This is a genomic window from Streptomyces sp. NPDC051976 (assembly GCF_040680795.1).
Lineage (GTDB): Bacteria > Actinomycetota > Actinomycetes > Streptomycetales > Streptomycetaceae > Actinacidiphila.
The window spans coordinates 403,021-422,901 of sequence record NZ_JBFAXL010000002.1 but is presented as its reverse complement, the minus strand read 5'-3'; the positions used below and the strand labels follow the sequence as shown (position 1 = coordinate 422,901).

General features: G+C 73.3%; 16 protein-coding genes. 9 read left to right on the top strand and 7 right to left on the bottom strand.

The window, feature by feature from the left end; translation table 11 throughout:
* Positions 1–336: 336 nt before the first annotated feature.
* The gene (locus tag AB0M29_RS04205; protein ID WP_365378549.1) at positions 337–801 is read right to left on the bottom strand and encodes a DIP1984 family protein; all 465 of its coding nucleotides are present in this window, start codon (positions 799–801) and stop codon (positions 337–339) included.
* Between the two features lie 117 nt (positions 802–918).
* Here AB0M29_RS04205 and AB0M29_RS04200 point away from each other — a divergent pair, with 117 nt between their 5' ends.
* From AB0M29_RS04200 to AB0M29_RS04180, 5 genes are all read left to right on the top strand, one after another.
* Positions 919–1,275, top strand: coding sequence for an MmcQ/YjbR family DNA-binding protein (locus AB0M29_RS04200; RefSeq protein ID WP_365378547.1), 357 nt, complete (start codon positions 919–921; stop codon positions 1,273–1,275).
* Between the two features lie 58 nt (positions 1,276–1,333).
* Positions 1,334–2,482, top strand: coding sequence for a PP2C family protein-serine/threonine phosphatase (locus tag AB0M29_RS04195; protein WP_365378545.1), 1,149 nt, complete (start codon positions 1,334–1,336; stop codon positions 2,480–2,482).
* Positions 2,483–2,849: 367 nt separating this feature from the next.
* Entirely contained in the window at positions 2,850–4,523 is a 1,674-nt protein-coding gene (locus AB0M29_RS04190) for an XRE family transcriptional regulator (protein ID WP_365378542.1), read from the top strand.
* 146 nt (positions 4,524–4,669) lie between these two features.
* Entirely contained in the window at positions 4,670–6,613 is a 1,944-nt protein-coding gene (locus AB0M29_RS04185) for an amino acid transporter (protein WP_365378539.1), read from the top strand.
* 172 nt (positions 6,614–6,785) lie between these two features.
* A complete protein-coding gene (locus AB0M29_RS04180; protein ID WP_365378536.1) occupies positions 6,786–7,703 on the top strand; it encodes a GH25 family lysozyme in 918 nt (305 codons plus the stop codon).
* Between the two features lie 53 nt (positions 7,704–7,756).
* Here AB0M29_RS04180 and AB0M29_RS04175 read toward each other — a convergent pair whose 3' ends face one another.
* The 3 genes from AB0M29_RS04175 to AB0M29_RS04165 are packed head-to-tail and all read right to left on the bottom strand — an operon-like array spanning position 7,757 to position 9,731.
* Positions 7,757–8,194 (bottom strand): hypothetical protein, encoded by a 438-nt coding sequence (locus AB0M29_RS04175; RefSeq protein ID WP_365378534.1) that lies wholly within the window; start codon positions 8,192–8,194, stop codon positions 7,757–7,759.
* Positions 8,191–8,646 carry a MarR family transcriptional regulator gene (locus tag AB0M29_RS04170; protein ID WP_365378531.1) on the bottom strand — a complete coding sequence of 152 codons (456 nt, stop codon included), beginning with the start codon at positions 8,644–8,646 and terminating at the stop codon, positions 8,191–8,193. The genes AB0M29_RS04175 and AB0M29_RS04170 overlap by 4 nt, the downstream gene beginning before the upstream one ends.
* Before the next feature lie 59 nt (positions 8,647–8,705).
* On the bottom strand, positions 8,706–9,731 hold the full coding sequence (locus AB0M29_RS04165) for a DUF3068 domain-containing protein (RefSeq protein ID WP_365378529.1): 1,026 nt from the start codon (positions 9,729–9,731) through the stop codon (positions 8,706–8,708).
* A 437-nt stretch (positions 9,732–10,168) separates the two neighbouring features.
* Between AB0M29_RS04165 and AB0M29_RS04160 the strand changes: the two genes are divergently transcribed.
* From AB0M29_RS04160 to AB0M29_RS04145, 4 genes are all read left to right on the top strand, one after another.
* Positions 10,169–12,160: a S53 family peptidase gene (locus tag AB0M29_RS04160; RefSeq protein WP_365378527.1), complete on the top strand. Its 1,992-nt coding sequence runs from the start codon at positions 10,169–10,171 to the stop codon at positions 12,158–12,160.
* A gap of 222 nt (positions 12,161–12,382) precedes the next feature.
* Positions 12,383–12,583, top strand: a complete 201-nt coding sequence (locus AB0M29_RS04155; protein WP_365378524.1) for a DUF6229 family protein — start codon at positions 12,383–12,385, stop codon at positions 12,581–12,583.
* A 106-nt stretch (positions 12,584–12,689) separates the two neighbouring features.
* Positions 12,690–15,599 (top strand): type 2 lanthipeptide synthetase LanM family protein, encoded by a 2,910-nt coding sequence (locus AB0M29_RS04150; protein WP_365378521.1) that lies wholly within the window; start codon positions 12,690–12,692, stop codon positions 15,597–15,599.
* A gap of 281 nt (positions 15,600–15,880) precedes the next feature.
* The gene (locus AB0M29_RS04145; protein WP_365378519.1) at positions 15,881–16,696 is read left to right on the top strand and encodes a maleylpyruvate isomerase family mycothiol-dependent enzyme; all 816 of its coding nucleotides are present in this window, start codon (positions 15,881–15,883) and stop codon (positions 16,694–16,696) included.
* A gap of 21 nt (positions 16,697–16,717) precedes the next feature.
* Here the strand turns inward: AB0M29_RS04145 and AB0M29_RS04140 are convergent, their stop codons facing one another.
* The 3 genes from AB0M29_RS04140 to AB0M29_RS04130 are packed head-to-tail and all read right to left on the bottom strand — an operon-like array spanning position 16,718 to position 19,878.
* The gene (locus AB0M29_RS04140; RefSeq protein ID WP_365378516.1) at positions 16,718–17,596 is read right to left on the bottom strand and encodes a phosphate ABC transporter ATP-binding protein; all 879 of its coding nucleotides are present in this window, start codon (positions 17,594–17,596) and stop codon (positions 16,718–16,720) included.
* Between the two features lie 15 nt (positions 17,597–17,611).
* Positions 17,612–18,583 (bottom strand): sortase, encoded by a 972-nt coding sequence (locus AB0M29_RS04135; protein ID WP_365378513.1) that lies wholly within the window; start codon positions 18,581–18,583, stop codon positions 17,612–17,614.
* Entirely contained in the window at positions 18,580–19,878 is a 1,299-nt protein-coding gene (locus AB0M29_RS04130) for an Ig-like domain-containing protein (RefSeq protein WP_365378510.1), read from the bottom strand. Before AB0M29_RS04130 ends, AB0M29_RS04135 begins: the two co-directional genes overlap by 4 nt.
* Between the last annotated feature and the right edge of the window lie 3 nt (positions 19,879–19,881).

The window sequence follows — 19,881 nt, the reverse complement described above, 5'->3', positions numbered from 1 at the left end:
TAACACTCCCCTCTCGGCCCCGGGCGCCGGGGGGGGGCCCCCCCGCGCGCGGGGGCTTTGGGGGGGGGGGGCGGGCCCCCCCCCCCCCCACCCCCGCCTCGGCGTGGACGGATGTGGATGCCCCGAGCCCGCCCTCGTCGTCGCGGATCCGCACGGCGGTGATGAACTGTGCGCCGTGCGCCTTCACTTGTGCGCGGTGCGGAGCTGCGATGTTCCGTGGGGAGTCGAACCCCCGCGTTGCCCTCCACGCGCCAAGAAAGGGATCGGATAGACCGCCGACCCGCGGTGTGTGCGCGCCTCCGCGGCGACTACCTGCTCCACATCCTCCCGCCGGGTTCAGTCCAGGAGGTCGGCCTCCCAGTTGGTGCGCTGGATGCGCATGTCGAGCCGGCGGATGTCGCGGGCGAGGACGTCGGCCCGCGCCCGCAGATCGGCGACGTCCAGCGCCGAGAGCATCGTCAGCTCGGAACGCAGCTGGCGGGCGGCGCCGCGCTGGCCCGCCGCGGCATCTGCCGCCGAGGTGAGCACCGAGTGCCGCAGCCGCAGCACGTCCCGGCGGGCGAGCGCGTCCGTGAGGGTGCCGTCCTCGCCCATGTCGACCGCCGCGTTGGTCCTGTTGATCCGCCGGATCAGCACCTCCAGCGTGCCCAGCGCCTCGTCCGCCTCGGCCAGCAGCCGTACGGCGTCCTCGGCGGGCGTCTCGCCCTCCTGGTACCGCGCGCTGCTCACGACCCGGGACCGCAACTGCTCCACGCGACGCGCCGCGTCCGACCGCTCGGCCAACGCCTCCGCCAGCTTCACCCGCACACCTCCACCACGACTGATCCCTGACAGTATGCGGGCACCCGGGAACGCCCAGGAGCGCCCGGTCCGGGGGACACCCGGCCCAGTACCCACAGCCGACGGAGGCAGCCCGCCATGCTCGACGCCGACGATGTCCGCCGGATCGCCCTGTCCCTGCCGGAGACGGTGGAGAGGGAGTTGTGGCAGATCCCCACCTTCCATGTGGCGGGGAAGATGTTCGTGACGGTGCCCGACGACGGGACGTCCTTCGCCGTGCGGTACCCGAAGCACGAGCGGGGCGAGCTGATCGCGGCGGAGCCGGAGAAGTTCTGGGTGCCGCCGCACGAGGCGCACTCGTCGTGGGTACGGGCGCGGCTGGCGGCGCTGGAGGACGCGGACGAGCTGTACGACATCGTGGTGGACTCCTGGACGCAGGCCGCTCCGCCGCGGCTGGTGGAGGGTTTCGGGGGGAAGCGCGGCGCGAAGGGCTGATCCCCGGCGGCGCGGCGCTCGCCGGGCCCGACGGGAGGGCCGGGGGTAGCCTGTGATCATGGGAGCCGACGACTTCGGGCGGTCCCGGCCGCTTCCGGAACGGCGCAGCTCGCGGTCGGTGCTCATCGTGTCGCTGATCGTGCTCGCCGCTCTCATCACCGTGGACGAACTGACACCGCCGGACATCCGGATCGGCGGACTGATGGTCGCGGTCCCCGCGCTGTCCGCGGCGTTCCTCGGTCCCTGGGCGGTGCTGCTGGTCGCGGGGCTGACGCTGCCGGCCGTGGTCGCGGCCTCGGCGGCGAACCACCAGCTCGACCAGGCGAACTTCCCGGTGATGCTGACGACGGTCGTGCTGATCAGCGCGGGCGCCGTCGCCGCGAGCGCCGCCCGGCAGCGGCGCGAGGAGGATCTGACCCAGGCCCGCTGGGTGGCCGAGATGACCCAGCGGGCGCTGCTGCGGCCGCTGCCGCGGGAGATCGGCTCGCTGCGGATCTCCTCGCTGTACCTGGCCGCCGACCGCGAGGCGGCCATCGGCGGCGACCTCTACGCGGCGTCGGTCACCGACCACAAGCTGCAGATCCTGGTGGGCGACGTGCAGGGCAAGGGGATGTCCGCCATCGAGGTGGTCGGCTATGTGATCAACGCCTTCCGCCGGGCCTCGCGCAAGTGCGTACCGCTGGAGAAGCTGCCCGGCTATCTGGACCACAGCCTCCAGGAGGACCTGACGGCGGCGGCCGAGAGCGAGACCTTCAGCGCCACGAGCGCGCGGCCGACCCGGCAGTGGCAGATGGAGGGGTTCGTCACCGCCGTCATGGCGGAGATCGCCGAGGAGCCGGACGGTACGTCGCTGCGCCTGGCCAACTGCGGCCATCCGCCGCCGCTGCTCATCCACGACGGCGGCACGCACCCGCTCAAACCCGCGGTGGACGCGCTGCCGATCGGGCTGGGCGGGCTCGGCGGGGCGCCGCACGACGTGGCCGACTTCGACTTCGTCCGCGGCGACACCCTGCTGCTCTACACCGACGGCGTGATCGAGGCGCGCGATCCGCACGGCGCCTTCTACCCGCTGGCCGAGCGGCTCGGCGCCTGGACGTCGTACTCCCCGGACGCCCTCCTCGACGCGATCCGCGGCGACGTGCTGGAGTTCACCGGCGGCGGCCTCGGGGACGATGCCGCGATGGTCGTCATCCACCGGGCCGCCTGACCCCGCGAGCCCCCCGACCCCCCGAATCGCGTCGCGCCGCTGTCAGTTCCGGCCACGGACGGACCCGGTTCCGCACGAGGCCGGCGAGACGGCGGCGGCGCTCTCCGGAGCAACGGGGCGCCGCCACCGCCCGCACGCCGGCCGCTGCCTCCGCGTCCCCCCCAGGTCGCGGGCGCCTCCCTGACGGCGCTGGCCCGGCGCGGGCGTGTTCGGAGCGCCGCGGTACCAGCGGTGGATTTTGGCTGGGAATGCGGCGGATCGTCTCCGGTGTGCGCGACACTAGGCGCCGCGAAGCCGGGGTCGTGGCCGCGTTGCACGGGAAGAATCCGTCCGCAACAAATCACGCCCGGGTCGCAGGGGGGTGGTAATGGCAGGACGGGGACGCCCGTGGCGCCCGGCCGGGAGCACGGGTGCGACGGACGGCGGCAGCGACGGCAGCCACGGCAGCGGTACGGGCATCCGCGCCAGGATCGGCTGGCTGCTGCGGGTCAACAGGCTGTACGGGCCACAGGAGCAGTGGACGCGGGCGGGCACCTTCGCCGCCGCGTTCGGCGGCGGGAGCCATCCGCAGCCGGTGAGCACCAGCAAGATCTCCCGCTGGGAGAACGGGCTGGTGCCCGTGCCGCGCACGGCGGTCAGCCGCTACGAGGAGCTGCTGGCGCTGGAGCCCGGCAGTCTGCTGTCGACCGTCGACGTGACGATCCGCAACATGTCCGCGGCGCCGCTGCCCACGGGGTCCGGCCCCGGCGCCGCGGCCGCCCGCGGCGGGACACCGCACGCCGACCAGCGGCTGGAGGCGCTGCTGGAGCGGCTGGACTCCACCGACACCCTCACCGCCCGGATGTGGGACGAGGCGACCGCGTGGATCGCCGCCGAGCCGGGGCTGCGGCTGCGCCGCGGGGAGTGGGAGACCATCTGCCACCGGCTGCTGGTGGAGACGGTCGCGGCCGACGGGGAGGCGTGGAAGCCGCGCTTCGAGGGGCTCAACCGGCTGCTGAACCACCCCGGCAGCCGCCGGTCGGCCATCGCGGTGTGCGCGGCGTGGGCGGCCAGTCCCGACAGCCGGGTGTTCATCGAGACCATCAGCCTGCTGGACGCCAGCCCCCACCCCGACGCGGCCCGGCACGTGGTGGCGCAGCTCAGGGCGCCCACCAACAGCGACGCGTTCACCGGGGCGCTGCTGGCGTGCGTCCGCAAGCTGCGCGACCACCACTTCTCGCCGCCGCAGCGCGAGCAGGTCACCGACGCCGTACTCGGGGTGCTCGCCGACCCCGCGCGCGCCCAGGACCCGGTCTATCCGCTGGCCGTCGCCGCGCTGCGGCTGCTGCCCGCGGACGCCACCCGCCGGCTGTCCGGACGGCTGCGGCTGCCGGGCGCGCCGCCACCGGGACACGCGGGCGCCGACGGCCCGGCGGCCGGCCAGGACACCCGGGGCGGCCGTCTGCACCCGCTGATCGCGGCCCGCAGTACCGCGATGCTGCCCCGGGAGAACCCGCACTTCCAGGACCTGCTGTTACCCGTGGTGGTGGGCGAGTTGCTGGACTCACCGGTCTTCGACGACCGGCTGTACGCGGGCTTCCTGCTGCGCGCGACGCCGTACCGGGCGCCCGTCGCCGACACCCTGGTATGGGAGTTGGGGCGGCAGCGCCCGGCGCAGTCCACGGCGTGGACGACGCGGCTGCTGGAGGCGCTGCGGATCGTCGGCACCCCCGAGGAGCGCCCGTACGTGGAGGCGCTGGCCACCCGGCGCGGGCTGCCGGTCTCCGTGCAGACCGCCGCCGTCCAGGCGCTGGGCCACATGGGCGGCAGCAGCGGTACGGAGGTGTGGCGCACGCTGGTCGCCCGGCACACCGCGGCGGCCCTCGGCGGCGGCCCCGGCAGCCAGGACCTGCTGCACCACGCGGTCTACTCGCTGGCGATCGGCCGCCACACCGACGAGCTGCGGCGGATCGCCACCGTCCATCCGCTTCCGCCGGTACGGACGTCGGCCCGGTGGTGGCTGCGGCTGCCGACGCACATGTATCTCAGCGCGGGGCAGTAAGCGCCGGGCAGTGAGCCCGGGGCGGTGAGACCTCACAGGTCACCCGGGGTGGTGGTGTGAAGCCCGGGCCCACGCGGTGTCTACGCTGGGCATCGTCGCAGCGCCGCGACGGTCCACGTCGTCCCGCCGTACCCCTGGAGCACCCCATGTCCGCCACCCCGGTGGAGAGCAGCCGTTTCCGGACATGGCTCCTGGAGGGGCTGTCCGACATGAGCAAGCACCAGAAGGGGCAGGTCGAGCCGGAGGTCACCCACAAGGGGCAGCGCTGGTGGCGGGTGATGTGCCTGACCGGTGTGGACTACTTCTCCACGCTCGGGTACCAGCCCGGTATCGCCGCGCTGGCGGCCGGGCTGCTGTCGCCGATCGCCACCGTGGTGCTGGTGATCGTCACCCTGGCGGGCGCGCTGCCGGTCTACCGGCGGGTGGCGGAGGAGAGCCATCGCGGCGCGGGCTCGATCGCGATGCTGGAGCGGCTGCTGTCGTTCTGGAAGGGCAAGCTCTTCGTGCTGACGCTGCTGGGCTTCGCGGCGACGGACTTCCTGATCACCATCACCCTCTCGGCGGCCGACGCCTCCACCCACCTCACGGAGAACCCGCACTTCGCGAGCGCCCTGCACAGCCACCAGATGGTGATCACCCTCATCCTGGTGGCCCTGCTGGGCGCGGTGTTCCTCAAGGGCTTCCTGGAGGCGATCGGGATCGCCGTCGCCCTGGTCGCGGTCTATCTGGCGCTGAACGTGGTCGTGGTCGTCGTCGGCTTCTGGCATGTGGCGACCGCCGGGCACCTGGTCACCGACTGGACGAACGGGCTGACCGCGGAGCGCGGCAACGTCTTCGTGATGATCGGTGTCTCGCTGCTGATCTTCCCCAAGCTGGCCCTGGGCATGTCCGGCTTCGAGACCGGCGTCGCGGTGATGCCCAATGTCGAGGGCGACCCGGACGACACCGAGGAGCACCCGGCGGGCCGCATCCGCGACACCAAGAAGCTGCTGACGACGGCCGCGCTGATCATGAGCGTCTTCCTGATCGCCACCAGCTTCATCACCACCGTGCTCATCCCGAAGCAGGACTTCGAGGCGGGCGGCCCCGCCAACGGCCGCGCGCTGGCCTATCTCGCCCACCAGTACCTGGGCGGCACCTTCGGCACGGTCTACGACTTCTCCACCATCGCCATCCTGTGGTTCGCCGGCGCCTCCGCGATGGCCGGTCTGCTCAACCTGATGCCGCGTTACCTGCCCCGCTACGGCATGGCCCCGCACTGGGCGCGGGCGGTGCGGCCGATGGTGCTGGTCTTCACGCTGGTGGCGTTCCTGGTGACCTGGCTCTTCGACGCCAGCGTCGACAAGCAGGGCGGCGCGTACGCCACCGGTGTGCTGGTGCTGATGAGTTCGGCGGCGATCGCCGTGACGATCGCCGCGCACGAGGCCCGGCAGCGCAAGTGGCGGATCGGCTTCGGGGTGATCGCGGTGGTGTTCCTCTACACCACGGTGGTGAACGTCCTGGAGCGGCCGGACGGTGTGAAGATCGGTGCCTGCTTCATCGCGGGCATCATCCTGGTGTCGCTGCTGTCCCGGCTGGCCCGCGCCTTCGAGCTGCGGGTGACCAGCGTGGACCTCGACGACATGGCGGCGCGCTTCGTCCGGGACGTCGCCAGCCGCCGGATCCGCTTCATCGCCAACGAGCCGGGGCTGCGGGACGCGGCGGAGTACCGCGACAAGATGCAGCAGATCCGGGCGGACAACGACCTGCCGCCCGAGGACGACCTGGTCTTCGTCGAGGTCACGGTGCGCGACCCGTCGGAGTTCGAGGCGGCGCTGACCGTACGCGGCCATGTGCTGCACGACCGCTACCGGGTGCTGTCGCTGGAGAGCTCGTCCATCCCCAACGCGCTGGCCGCGCTGCTGCTGCACGTCCGGGACGTCACCGGCTGCAAGCCGCACATCTACTTCGAGTGGACCGAGGGCAACCCCTTCGCCAACTTCCTGCGCTTCTTCCTCTTCGGCCAGGGCGAGGTCGCGCCGGTCACCCGCGAGGTGCTGCGCGAGGCGGAGCCGGACCGCGGCCGGCGGCCGCGGGTGCACGTCGGCTGACGCGTAGGGCATCCGGGTTGCGTGGGCGGCGGAAGCGCGCCGCCCCGCGCGTCCCTCACGGGTGGGCACCATCCTTCTGATGCAATAGGCGTATTGGCCCTCTTTTGTCCATATATGAAAGGACGTCACGACGAGGGTCTGACACGGCCGCGCCAAGGAACTACCCCACCCCTTGGAGACACAGATGTACCTCGCCGGACACGGTTCGCCTCACCGACCGAGGCCGCGCCGCGCACTACGAGCACTCGGTGGCACGCTGATCGCCCTGGCGGCCCTGGTGGCCGCCGTCCCCGGGGCAGCCGCCGCCCCCGACCCGCTCGGCCGGTCGCTCGACCGGGCGACCGGGACGACCGACCGGGCGATCAGCCCCTCCCACCCCGAGCGGGACTGGATGGGATCGTCGGTCGTGGCCCGCGAGGGCCGCTCGGCGAGCACCTCGGCCACCCCCTCGTCCCGGGTCACCCAGACCCCCGGCTTCGACGTCAGCAACTGGCAGGGCACGATCAACTGGCCCGCCGCCTTCGCGAAGGGCGCCCGGTTCGCCTACATCAAGGCGACCGAGGGCACCACGTACAAGGACCCGTACTTCAACACGAACTACACCAACTCGTACCACGCGGGCTTCATCCGTGGCGCCTACCACTTCGCCACCCCGAAGTCCTCCAGCGGCACCGCCCAGGCCGACTACTTCGTCACGCACGGCGGCGCCTGGTCGAAGGACGGCCAGACCCTGCCGCCGCTGCTCGACATCGAGTACCCGCAGACCGGCGCCGCCTGCTACGGCATGAGCCAGAGCGCCATGCGCGGCTGGATCTCGGACTTCGTCAACCGCGTCCACGCCAAGACGACCCGCTGGCCCACGATCTACACCACCACCAACTGGTGGACCACCTGCACCGGCAACAGCACGGCCTTCGCGGCCCACGACCCGCTCTTCGTCGCCCGCTACGCCTCCAGCGCGGGCACCCTCCCGGCGGGCTGGCCCTTCTACACCTTCTGGCAGCACGCCGACTCCGGCAGCTTCCCCGGCGACCAGGACTACTTCAACGGCCCCTACTCCGGCCTCGAAAACCTCGCCAACAACACCTGACCCACCCCCCGAGAAGGCCCGGCCGCCGCCACTTCCCCTCGGCGGCCGGGCCTTCAGGCGTCCCCGCCGTCCCCGCGCTGCCAGGGGAAGGGGGCGAGGTCGGGGGGTGTCCAGGTGGTGCGGGCGGCGGGGGTGGCGAGGGTGGAGGGGCGGTAGAAGCGGGTGAGGAGGCGCTTGTCGAGGAGGGCGGGGTGGCGGGTGGCGAAAGCGGCGAAGTCGCCGGGGCGGGGGGATTGCTGACGGTCCGCCGTCGCGTGATGCCCGACGAGTTCGACCCAGGCGCGGCTGACCGTGGCGTGGTACTTCTGCGGGGCCCCGGCGTAGCGGGCGGTGCGCTGGATGCCGTCGCTGACCAGGGTGACGGCCGCGGGCACCCCGCAGCGGCGTACCGCGAGCCAGGTGAGGTGGACGTGCTGGCGGTGGCCGAAGCGGTCGGCGTCGGCCATGACCTCGGCCATCAGGGCGTCGAAGGAGACGTCGGGGGTCGTCATGAGGGCACCTCCGTCAGGGCCTCAAGGGCGGTGCGCAGGGTGGCGACCGCCTCGGCGGACAGACCGCCGAGCGCGCGGCGCTCCAGGTCGGCGATGGTCCGCCGGATGGTGCCGGCGGTCTCCTGCCCGGTGCCCGTCAGCTCGATGAGCACCGCGCGCCGGTCACCGGGGCGGGCCCCACGGGTGATGTGGCCCCGGCGCTCCAGCCGGTCCAGGACGCTGGTGAGCGTGGTGGGCCGGGTGCCCACGGCGGCGCCCAGCTCGGAGACCGTACGGCCGCGGCCGTCGGCGAGGTTGGCCAGGGCGTTGATCTCCGAGGCGGTCAGATCCAGGTCGACCAGCTCGGCGGCGAGCACCTGAAGGGTGGCGTGCGTGGCCCGCTGCAGCGCGAGCAGGGCCGACCAGTCGGCGGGGGTCGCGGAGGACGGAGATGATACGGAATCGGACTTCACGATTTCGTACTATACGATTTCGCATCACCGGGGGCAAGGGCCGGTCGGGGCCCGGCCGATCAGGCGGAGTGCCGGGCGGTCCGCGGGCGACGGCGGCGGATCAGCAGGGCGGCGGCCACCAGCACCGCGCCGACGATGCCGGCGATGATCGGGACCGTGGTGCCCCAGAGCTCGATGGCGTCGCGGCCGTCGTTGGCCTGGTCGGCGGCGTCCTTCACGGCCGCCGGGGTCTGCTTGTAGGAGGCGTCGCTGACCGGGAGCAGCCCGACGAAGGTGCCGTTGGGCGACTTCACGCCCGCCATGCGCTGCTGCGAGCGCACGAGGTCGATCACCACGCCGGTCTCCGGCTCGACCCAGAAGGTGTCGGCGCCCGCGATGGTGTACGACAGCGGCACCGGGTCACCCAGCTGCGGCAGCAGCGCGCCCAGTTGGGCCTGCTGGGAGGGCGACAGCGAACTGCCCGCGAGGGCCTTGAGCTGCGCGGCGGGGATCGCCTTGGGCAGCCCGGCGAGGATCTGCGCGTCGGCGATCGGCGTCGGGGCGAGCGTGGCCCGGTAGACGTAGGTGTGCAGACCGGACCGGGTCGCCGTGGTCGTGTACCGGACCGGCGTGGTGGTCGCCGTCTCCGGCACCCAGCCGGTGTACGTCTTCTTGTCCGCGCCCAGCGGCCAGCTGACCGTCAGCCCCTGGGCGTTGACCACGGTCCAGCCGCTCGGCGGCTTGGAGACCGGCTCCAGGGTCTTGCGGTTGAGGGCGTACTGCCAGGTGGTCCGCTCGACCGGCGCCCCCGCCGCGTTGATCGTGCGGGCGTCGCTGATCAGCGCGGTGTTGCCGGAGGTCTTCTGCACCTTGACCCGCCGGTCGACGGTCAGCGGCACATTGTGCTTGACGGCGTTGGCGACGTCGTTCTTCGCCAGCGCCTGAGGGTCGAGCAGGGTCGTGAAGACACCCGCGTAGGTGCGCTGCTCGTCGGTGTCGCTGGGCACCCGCGCCACATAGGTCGGCTCGATGTAGAACGCCGTCACGAACGCGGCGGCGATCAGCAGCAGACCGACCACGACACCGCTGATCCTCAATACCTTCATACCGGCCACAGTCCCCGCCCAGTCCCCCCGGGACCGCACACCCCGCCGCGACGCCCGCCGTTCGGCGGTACACGTTCAGCCGAACGCCGCAGGAGCGGTGGTGAGGGTGGGTCAGCAGCCCGCCGGCGACACGGCGGCCCATCCACAGGCTCTCCACAGGCTCCGCCTGGCCGGATCCCATCGGTCGGGAGGCGGCCATCCGGCCGACATGGCACCGCGAAACGGCAGAAGATCCCACGAATCCGCGTCCGGCTGGTTAAAGGTCCAGTTAAGGACTGCGGCGTGATGTTCACACCGGTGCGAACCGGCGTGCACACTACAGCGCACCGCTGGCCGTGAGCGCTGCGCGCACGGCTCGAACCTCCCTACGGACCAATACGTTTGGAGTCGTCATCACCGGAATACAACATCTCCGTGTCTCACGCCGCCGTGCCGCCGTGGTCGCGGCGGCCTCGCTGGCCGTGGTGTCCGGTTCGCTGCTGGTGGCCGCGCCCTCACAGGCCGCCGGACCGACGGCTGTCGGGCGGACCATCGAGGGCAGCCACCCCGCCTGGGCGACGCCCGCGAGCGACGCCGGCGCGGTGCCCGCCTCCACCCAGATCACCGGGACGGTCTATCTGGCCGGTCAGGACCCCGCGGGTCTGACGGCCTACGCGACGGCCGTGTCGGATCCGGACAGTGCGAACTACGGCAGGTTCCTCAGCCCGGCCGCGTTCAAGGCGCGCTTCGGCGCGACGAGCGCGCAGGTCGCGGCGGTCCGCAAGTGGGCGGTCGGCGCGGGCCTCACGGTCGTGCGCACCACCGACCACGCGGTCACCGTCAAGGGCACCAACTCCGCGCTCACCAAGGCGTTCGGCACCGGCATCCACCAGTACCGCGTCTCCGGCAAGCTGCGGCACGCCCCCGCGGGCAACGTCGTGGTCCCGGCCTCCGTGTCCTCCGCGATCCTCGGGGTCACCGGCCTCGCCTCGCAGGGCCCCACGGTCAAGCCCGACTCGGTGAAGGTCAGCAGCGGCACGTCCGCGACCGACCCCGGCTCCAAGCCCGCCGACGGGCTGCCGACCACCGAGACCTGCTCGGACTACTGGGGCCAGAAGCTGGCCACCGGCGCACCGGCCGGCTACACCAAGGGCCCTGTGCCGTTCGACCAGTGCTCGTTCTACCCCGCGCAGCTGCGCAAGGCGTACGGCATCACGGCCACCGGTCTGACCGGCAAGGGCGCGACCGTCGCCATCGTGGACGCGTACGGCAGCCCGACCATGCTGGCGGACGCCAACCAGTACTCGGTCAACCACGGTGACAAGGCGTTCCGCGCGGGCCAGTACCGCGAGATCGTCGACCCGAGCCAGTGGAACAGCCAGGACCTGTGCGGCGGCCCCGAGGGCTGGGCTCCGGAGGAGTCGCTGGACGTCGACATGGCGCACGGGCTCGCCCCCGACGCCAAGGTCGTCTACGTCGGCGCCAACTCCTGCACCGACGACGACCTGCTGAGCGCGATCAGCACGATCGTCGACAACCACCTCGCGGATGTCGTCTCCAACTCGTGGGGCGAGATCATGCACACCTCGGACAACGCGGACATCACCGCGTCCGAGATCGCCGCCTACGAGCAGGTCTTCAAGCAGGCGGCGGCCGAGGGCATCGGCATCGGCTTCTCGGCGGGCGACTGCGGCGACAGCAGCCCGCTGGCCGCCGCGACCGGCGTCAACTGCCAGGCCGACACCTCGCGCGCCCAGGCCAACTGGCCCGACTCCGACCCGTGGGTGACCTCGGTCGGCGGCACCGCCCTCGGCGTGTCCGACAAGTCCGGCCGCTACGGCTTCGAGACGGACATGGGCACGCTGCGCTCCAACCTCTCCGCCGACGGCACGAGCTGGGTCCCCGCGGTCCCGTCGCCGTTCTACTTCGGTGGTGGCGGCGGTACCAGCGAGGACTTCGCGCAGCCGTGGTACCAGCGCGGCACCGTACCCAACTCGCTGGCGCACACCCTGATGACGGGTGCGCACAGCGGGCACGCCCAGCGCGTGACGCCGGACGTGTCGATGAACGGTGACCTGTACACCTCCGTGCTCGTCGGGATGACGACCGACGGTGTGTACAGCGAGGGCGGCTACGGCGGCACCAGCGTCTCCAGCCCGGAGTTCGCCGCCGTCCAGGCGGACGCGATGCAGGCGCGGCACCACGCCGTCGGCTTCGCGAACCCGTCGCTGTACGCGCGGTCCCCGCTGTTCCGTGACGTCGTCGACCGGCAGGCGCAGCACTCCACGACGCCGCTGAGCAGCATCGTGGACTTCGGTGTCGTCGGCGGCGCCCTGAAGGTGCGTCTGGTCGCTTTCGGCCAGGACACCTCGCTGAACGCCGTCCGCGGCTTCGACAACGCCACCGGAGTCGGTTCGCCGACCGCCACCTACCTGAACTCCTTCCGGTAGGACGCGCGCCCGGAAGGAGGTCTTCCGGGCGCACGCAAGCGGCACAGCAGGACGTGGGGCCCGGCGGAGTACCGACTCCGCCGGGCCCCACGGGCGTTCATGGCCAAATTGATTCGTACGTCCGAATGGAAGTACGAACACGTGGTCGGCATTTCACCGGATCTCCTGATACTGAGGGACAGGGCTGATCCGCCCTCACCACCCACCGTCCGGAGGCCACCCATGCCCCAGACCATCGCCGCCACCACCGCCATCATCGACGCCTGGTTGTCCGGCGCCGAGTCCGCCCACGGTCAGGCCAACCCGGCCGGACCGCTGTATGTCGGAGGCAGCGCCGCCGAGGCCGCGCTGACCGACCCGACCGACGCGCTCTACGGCTTCTGTTCCAGCCCGAGCGGTTCGCGCGGGAGCTACTGCTGCTGATGGCGGCGGTCCCGCGATAGGCACTTCCGCACGTCCCGGGCCCACGACTCCGCCACGGTTTCGCGGGCCCGGTCCGGGTTCTGGCGGCGCGACGGAGGGCGGACCTGTGGGTGGTTCGGCAGGTGGTTCGGCAGGCGGTTCCGACACGGCGGACGGCACGCGTACGGCGACGGAGACGGGACAGGACCAGGACGCGTGGTTCGCGCGCCCGGTCGCCCGGGTCGCCCGGCCGTGGGAGCGGGAGCTGGCCCGGCGGCTGGCCGCGATCGGCGGGCTCAGCGCCGCGGAACGCGCGGTCATCCAGGACGCCGGACAGGTGTCGCTGCGGCACTCGCTGCACGCCAAGCTGTCCCGGCTGTTCCTGATCGAGCTGCACGCGCTGCGGCTGGCGGGCGGGCGGTCCGGCGACGCCACGGCGAGCGGTGGCGCCGCCACCTGGTCCGCGTTCCTCGAACAGGCCGACACCGACGGCTATCTGGACCGGCTCGCCCCGCGCTACCCCGCCCTCGCCTCCCGTGTCGACTCCGTCGCCCGGCTGTCGGTGGCCGCGGTCACCTCCTTCGCCGTACGGCTGGCCGCCGACCGCGCCCTGCTCGGACAGCTGACCGGGGCACCGGCCGGAGAGGTCCGCGGCGTCGAGTTCGGCGCGGGCGACACCCATCGCGGCGGACTGACGGTGAGCCGGGTCGACCTCGCCGGCGGCACCGTGATGTACAAGCCGCGGGACTCCGCGATCGACGCCGCGCTCGGCGCGCTGCTGGACGAGGTCCACCAGGCCCTCCCCGGCGCGCCCGCCCCCGGGGAGCGCATCCGGGTGCCGCGCGTCCTGGTCCGCGACGGCTACGGATGGGCCGAGTTCGTCCGCCACCGCTACTGCGCCGACGACCGCGAACTCGCCGTCTTCTACCGCGGCATCGGCCACTGGCTGGGTGTGCTGCGGCTCCTCGGCGGCACCGACATGCACGCCGAGAACATGGTCGCCGCCGGTCCCGTACCGGTGGTCGTGGACTGCGAGACGCTGTTCGACACCCCGGCGCCGTTCCCGCCCAGCGGCCGGGGCGACGCGGTCGACGTGGCGGCCGCGGCCATCCGCCGTACGGTGCTGCGCACCGGTCTGCTGCCGGTACGCGGCGGCGGCTACGCCCTCGGCGGCGTCGACATCTCCGGGGTCGGCGCGCTGCCCGGCCAGCAACCGCGTATCCCCACCCCCGTCATCGCCGACGGCGGCACCGGCGCCGCGCACCTCCAGGTCGACCTGGTCAGCATGCCGACCGCGGGCAACCACCCCAGCGCCACGCCGGTGCTCAGCGCCTACTGGGACCGGGTCCTGGAGGGCTTCCGCGAGATGACGGCGCACCTGCGGCGGCTGTTCGATGACGGCCCGTCACCTCTGCTGCGGCGCTTCGAGGGGGTCCGGGCGCGCCGGATCCTGCGGCCGACGCAGGCGTACGTGGACATCGCCCGCATGCTGTGGCACCCGGCGTCGCTGCACGACGAGGCGGCCGCGGTGGCGCGGGCCCACGACATCCTGCTCCGCAACGCCCGGGTGCTGCCCGGGGCACCGACCGAACCCGCGGCCGTCGCGGCGGAGATCGCGGACCTGCTGGTCGGCGACGTGCCGATGTTCGGCTTCCGGGTGGACGCGGCGGCCGTCACCGCGGCCGTCGACGACTGGCGCACCGCGGACATGGCGTTCGAGGAGTCGGTCGTCCAGGACGCGCTCGTCGGCGCCTACCTCAACGAGCGTTCCCTGCCGCCGCGCATCCAGGAGCCCGCCCGCGACCCGCACAGCCGCGGCGCCGACACCAGGCGCCGCGCGCTGGCGGCCAGGCTGGTCCGCGAGCTGTGCGACGGGGCGGTGCGCGGCGACGACGGTACGGTCACCTGGATCAGCCCGGTCTTCACCCCCGCTGGATGGTCGATCAGGGTGCTGCCCGCCGACCTCTACACCGGCCAGGGCGGGGTGGCGCTGGCGCTCGCGGAGTACGTGACGGAGGTGCGCGCCGGGCGCGCCGACGAGGTGCCGGGGGTGGCGGAGTGCCTGGACGGCGCGCTGCGGGTACTCGTCACCACCGAGGACTCCACGCCCACCCCCTCCGCGGGGGCCTTCAGCGGCGCCGCCTCCCAGGTCTGGACGTGGACGGCGCTGCACCGCGTCCTGGGCGAAGACTGGCTGCTGGACCGCGCGGTGACGCGGGCCGCGCTCCTCGACGACGACGGTCCGGCCGGTCTGGTCGCGGCCGACCAGGACATCGACCTGCTCAACGGCGCCGCGGGCGCCGTCGTCCCGCTGCTCGGCCTGGCCGCGCTCACCGGCCAGGACCGCTGGCTGGGCACGGCCGCGCGGGTCGGCGGGCAGTTGCGGGCGCGGGCCACCGTCGACGCGGTCGGCGCCCGCTGGGCGACCCGGCTCAACCCCGAGGGCATCGGCGGGTTCGCCCACGGCGCGACCGGCATCGGCTGGAGCCTGGCCCGCCTCGCTCTCAGCGACGCGGGCACCCCCGCCGAGCGGGACGGCTGGCGCGACCTCGCCGCGCGGGCCTTCGCCTACCAGGAGTCGCTCTACCGCCCCGACGAGGGGAACTGGCTCGACGTGCGGATCGGCAGCGAGCAGGATTTCTTCACCAGTTGGTGCCACGGCAGCGCGGGCATCGGCCTCGCCATGCTCGACCTCCACCGCCGTGCGGGCGACCCGCGGCATCTCGACGCCGCCCGCCGCGCGGGCCGCGCCTGCGCCGCGGAGGGCTTTGGCTGGAGCCACACCCTGTGCCACGGGGATCTCGGGTTGTGGGCCGTACTCGACGCCATCCGCGGCGCCGATCCCTCCTGGGCGGGGCCCACCCGTGACCAGCTCGACGCCGAGCTTCTCACCGGGCTCGAGCAGCGGGGCCCCGTCGGGGGGCTGGCCCGTGAAGCGTTCTCCCCGAGCCTCATGTCCGGCCTCGCCGGCGTCGTCCACACCCTCCTCCACCTCCACCCCGCCAGCGACTTGCCGTCCCCTCTGCTCCTCACCTAGCCCGTCCACGGAGGACCGTGCCCCGAAGGGGCGCGAGGAACTGCGCGACCAGCCGTCGCGTGGCTGCAGGTCACCACCGGCCCCAATGGGGCAGACGCGTTGTCTCCCGACCACCGGCCGGTGGGGGCTGAGCGCGCAGTTCCCCGCGCCCCTTCGGGGCACGTCCGGTGCCCGGTCCACCGCAAGCGCAGCGCGCTTCCCCGCGCCCCTTCGGGGCACGGTCCTCCCGTGGACGGAGTGCGGGGTTTACAGGAGGGCGGGGCTGGGCCACGCTCTGGGCCATGAGCGTTCCCCAGGAGAAGGTTGCCGTGGAGCCACGGCTGAGTGAGGCCATCGCCGTCGCGGCCGAGCGAATAGCGGAGGTGTTGCGGTCGTGCCGGGACGGCGCGGTGAGGATCCCGGGGGCGGAGTGGTCGGTCGGGGAGGCGGCAGCGCACTTGGTGCAGGCGAATGAGTTGATGGCGGCGCTGGCGGAGGGCCGGGAGCAGCCGTACGGAGACGGGACGCCGGGAAGTCTGGCGGCGGCGAACGCCGAGGCGCTGGCGGCGTTCGGCGAGCGCGATCCGGCCGTCCTGGCGGAAGGGATCGTGAAGCACGCGGTCGCCTTCAACGCGGCGGCGGCCCCGCGCCCAGCGGACAGCACCTGTGTGACGCCCATGGGCGCGATGGACCTGCCCACCCTGGCGTCGTACCTGCTGACGCACATGCTCGCGCACGGCTACGACATGGCCGTCGCGCTGCGCCGCCCGCACATGATCGACCGGGACGGCGTCGAGCTGTGCCTGCCGTTCCTGCGTACCGCGATGCCCCGCGCGGTCTCGCCCCGTACCGCGGCCGCCCGGCACAACGCCTGCTACGACCTGCGGGTACGCGGCGGCGAACGCTTCGCGGTGACCTTCACCGACGGCGCCGCGGTCGTGACCGGGGAGCCGCCGCGCCGGCCGGACTGCACGATCGTGTCCGAGCCGGTCACCTTCTTCCTGCTGGCCATGGGCCGCCGCACCCCGACCGCCGCCCTCCTCGGCGGCAACATCGTCGCCTGGGGCCGCAAGCCCTGGCTGGCCCCGGGCTTCCCCGGCCTGTTCGCCGTCCCGTAACGGCGGCCGGGCGGCGGGGCGTCAGCCGAAGCGGCCGCCCACGTAGTCGGCGGTGCGCTGGTCGGCGGGCGTGGAGAACATCGCGTCGGTCGGTCCGTGCTCCACGATCAGCCCCGGGGTGCCCTGCTCGGCGAGGAAGAAGGCGCAACTGTCGGAGACGCGGGCCGCCTGCTGCATGTTGTGGGTGACGATGACGATCGTCACCTCGTGGGCGAGCTCGCGGATGGTCTCCTCGATCCGCCGGGTGGACGTGGGGTCGAGCGCCGAGCACGGCTCGTCCATGAGGAGCACCTTCGGCCGGATCGCCACCGAGCGGGCGATGCACAGCCGCTGCTGCTGGCCGCCGGAGAGCGCGCCGCCGGGCTGCCGCAGCCGGTCGCGGACCTCCTTCCACAGACCGGCCTTGGTCAGGCACTCCTCCACCAGCGCGTCCTTGTCCGAGGACGCCATCCGCACCCCGGTCAGCTTCAGTCCGGCGGTGACGTTGTCGTAGATGGACATGGCGGGGAACGGGTTGGGCTTCTGGAAGACCATGCCGACCTGGCGGCGGGCCTCGGTGAGGCGGCGCCCGGCGGCGTAGATGTCGTCGCCGTCCAGCAGCACCTCACCGGCGAGCGCGGCGCTGGGCACCAGTTCGTGCATCCGGTTGAGGATCCGCAGGAAGGTCGACTTGCCGCAGCCGGACGGGCCGATCAGCGCGGTCACCCGGCCCGCGGGCATGGTCAGTGACACCCGGTCGAGGACCTTGTGGCTGCCGAACCACGCCGAGATCCGCCGGGCGTCCAGGGTCGCGCCGCCCGCCGGTCCCGCCGTACCGGTGTACGGCGGCAGCGGCATGGTGGCCTCGGCGCCGCTCAGCGTCTCGGTACCGGCGGCGCCGGTCGGGCTCTCACTGCTCATGGGGTTCACGGGTCCTCACATCGAGTTGGGAAGCAGCAGCGCCACGTTGTCCGCGACGAGCAGGCCGAGTACGGCGAGCAGCGGGACGCCCACCACCCAGGTGTGCGGACGGCCCCAGCGCAGGTGCGCCCAGGTCATGGCGGCCGCCGCGAGGACGAGCGCCTGGCCCCAGAGCACCAGCGGCAGCCAGCCGTCGTGTTCCACGGCCATCGGCTTCTCGTCGGCCGGCAGCGCGGCGGTGGCGACCGCGGGCGCGGACGCGGGCTGGACGGCGGAGACCAGGTCCGCGTCGACCCGCAGGATGCCGTGCGGCATGAAGGCGGTGCCGTCGGCGGTGATGAGGGTGAGCCGCCCGGCGCCTGCGGCGAGCGGCGCCGGCTGCGGGTCGCCGCCGCGGCGCAGCCCGAGCACCCGGTAGCGGGCGGTGCCCTGACCGGTCGTCACCGTGAAGGTCTGGCCGGGCCGCAGGTCGCCGAGGTGGCGGAACGGTCCGCCGTAGGTGGCCTGGCGGGCCATGATGACGCTGACCCCGGCCTGGCCGGGCAGCGGGGTGTCGCGGCGGTGGCCGGGGCCGCGGACCAGGATCCGCGAGGTGGTGCCCTCGTGGACGACCTCCCGCAGATGCAGTTCGGGGATGCTGAGCACCGCCAGCAGCGCGCCGGAGGTGAACGGCTTGACGCCGGGGCCCGCGTCGGCGGCAGCCCCGGGGGCCGCGGGCCCGACGGGGGCGGTGCCGTTGGCCAGGTCGGCGCGCAGGGTGGCGTAGTCGACCTGCCGGTCACGGTCGTGCCGGATGTCACCGAGCAGTCCGACGTCCACGACGAAGCCGAGGAGCAGCACCGCGAGGATGGTCAGCGCGGTGCCCGCCACCCGCAGCCCGGGCCCGGCCGGGCGCGCGGTGCGCGCCCGGCCGGTGGGTGCGGAGGTGGGCCGGTCCGGGCCCGCGGCGGACGCCGCGGGCCTGACCGTGGTGGTGGGGGCGGTCATCCCACCCTCACCGGGACGGAAGCGGCGGAGCCGTCGGCGTACCCGGAGCGCTTCGCCGTCACCCGGACCGAGATCAGGTGACCGTGGTCCGCGGAGGTCAGGACGTACGCCGAGTGGACCGCGCCGCGGATGACGTGCCCGTCACGCAGCCAGACGTAGGTGTACGAGCTGGCCACCGGGCTCCAGGTGCCGTTGCGCGCGGCGATCCTGTGGCCGGTCCTGACGGTGCCCGCCAGTGTGGGGCGGACGGTGTTGTGCAGGGCCGCGCCCAGGGCCACGCTCACCCCGGGGCTGGTCGCCGTCGTCTTGCCGGTGCTGTTGGCGGCGGTCGCCCGGCAGGCGATCTTGTGCCGGTAGTCGGCCGCCTGCAGCACATGGGTGTGCGCGGTGTACCCGCTGATCACGGTGGTGTCGCGCAGCCAGGCGTACGTCACGGACGTGGCGCCGCCGAACGTCACCGCGCAGGTCACCGTGGCGCCGACCTTCGCGGTGCCGGTCACCTTCGGCGCCGTGACGACCGACGGGGGCTTGATCTTGACCGTCAGCGAGGTGCCCGCGGAAGTGGACGGCAGGAACGCCGCCGAATCGGCGGGCGTGAACCGGGCGCTGAGGGTGTGGGCGCCGACCGCGAGCGTGCCGGTGGTCAGCTTCGCGCTGCCCGCGGCCACCGCGACCGGGGACCCGACCGCCTTCGTCCCGTCCATGAACTGCACGGACCCGGCCGCGCCCGCCGGGGCGACGGCCGCGGTGAGCGTGACGGACGTGCCCTGGACGACGGAACCCGCGGGGGCCACCGTCAGGGCGGTCGTCGTGGCGACGGCCGGCGCGGTGGTCTGGTACGCCGTGTTGGACGTGAACCAGACCGACGCGCCGAAGCCGCCGTAGGTGGCCGAGCCGAACGCCGCCCGGCAGGTCAGCGTGAAGTCGTACCGCCCTTGCAGGGTGCTGAATCCCGCCGTGCTGGCGTAGTCCCGCATGGTCTGCGTCAGCGGCACCACGATCCCGCCGTCCGGCGTGTTGGAGTAGGTGCTGATCGGCGAGTTGCTGACCACGTTCTGGCCCGCGGCCGGGAAGCCGGAGCCGGTCACCGACACGATGAGGTTGGTCGCGTCGGCGGGGCACGGGCCCGCGGTGGTGAGCTGCATCCCGCTGGTGTCGGTGCCCGTCGCCGGGAACACCCCCATGGCGCCCGGCACGTCGGCCTGGGCTGCGCCGGTCGCGAGCGCCACGGTCCCGGCGGCGAGGAGCCCGGCGACGGCGACGGCCAGGGACCGGCGAGCGGCTGTGAACATCATGCT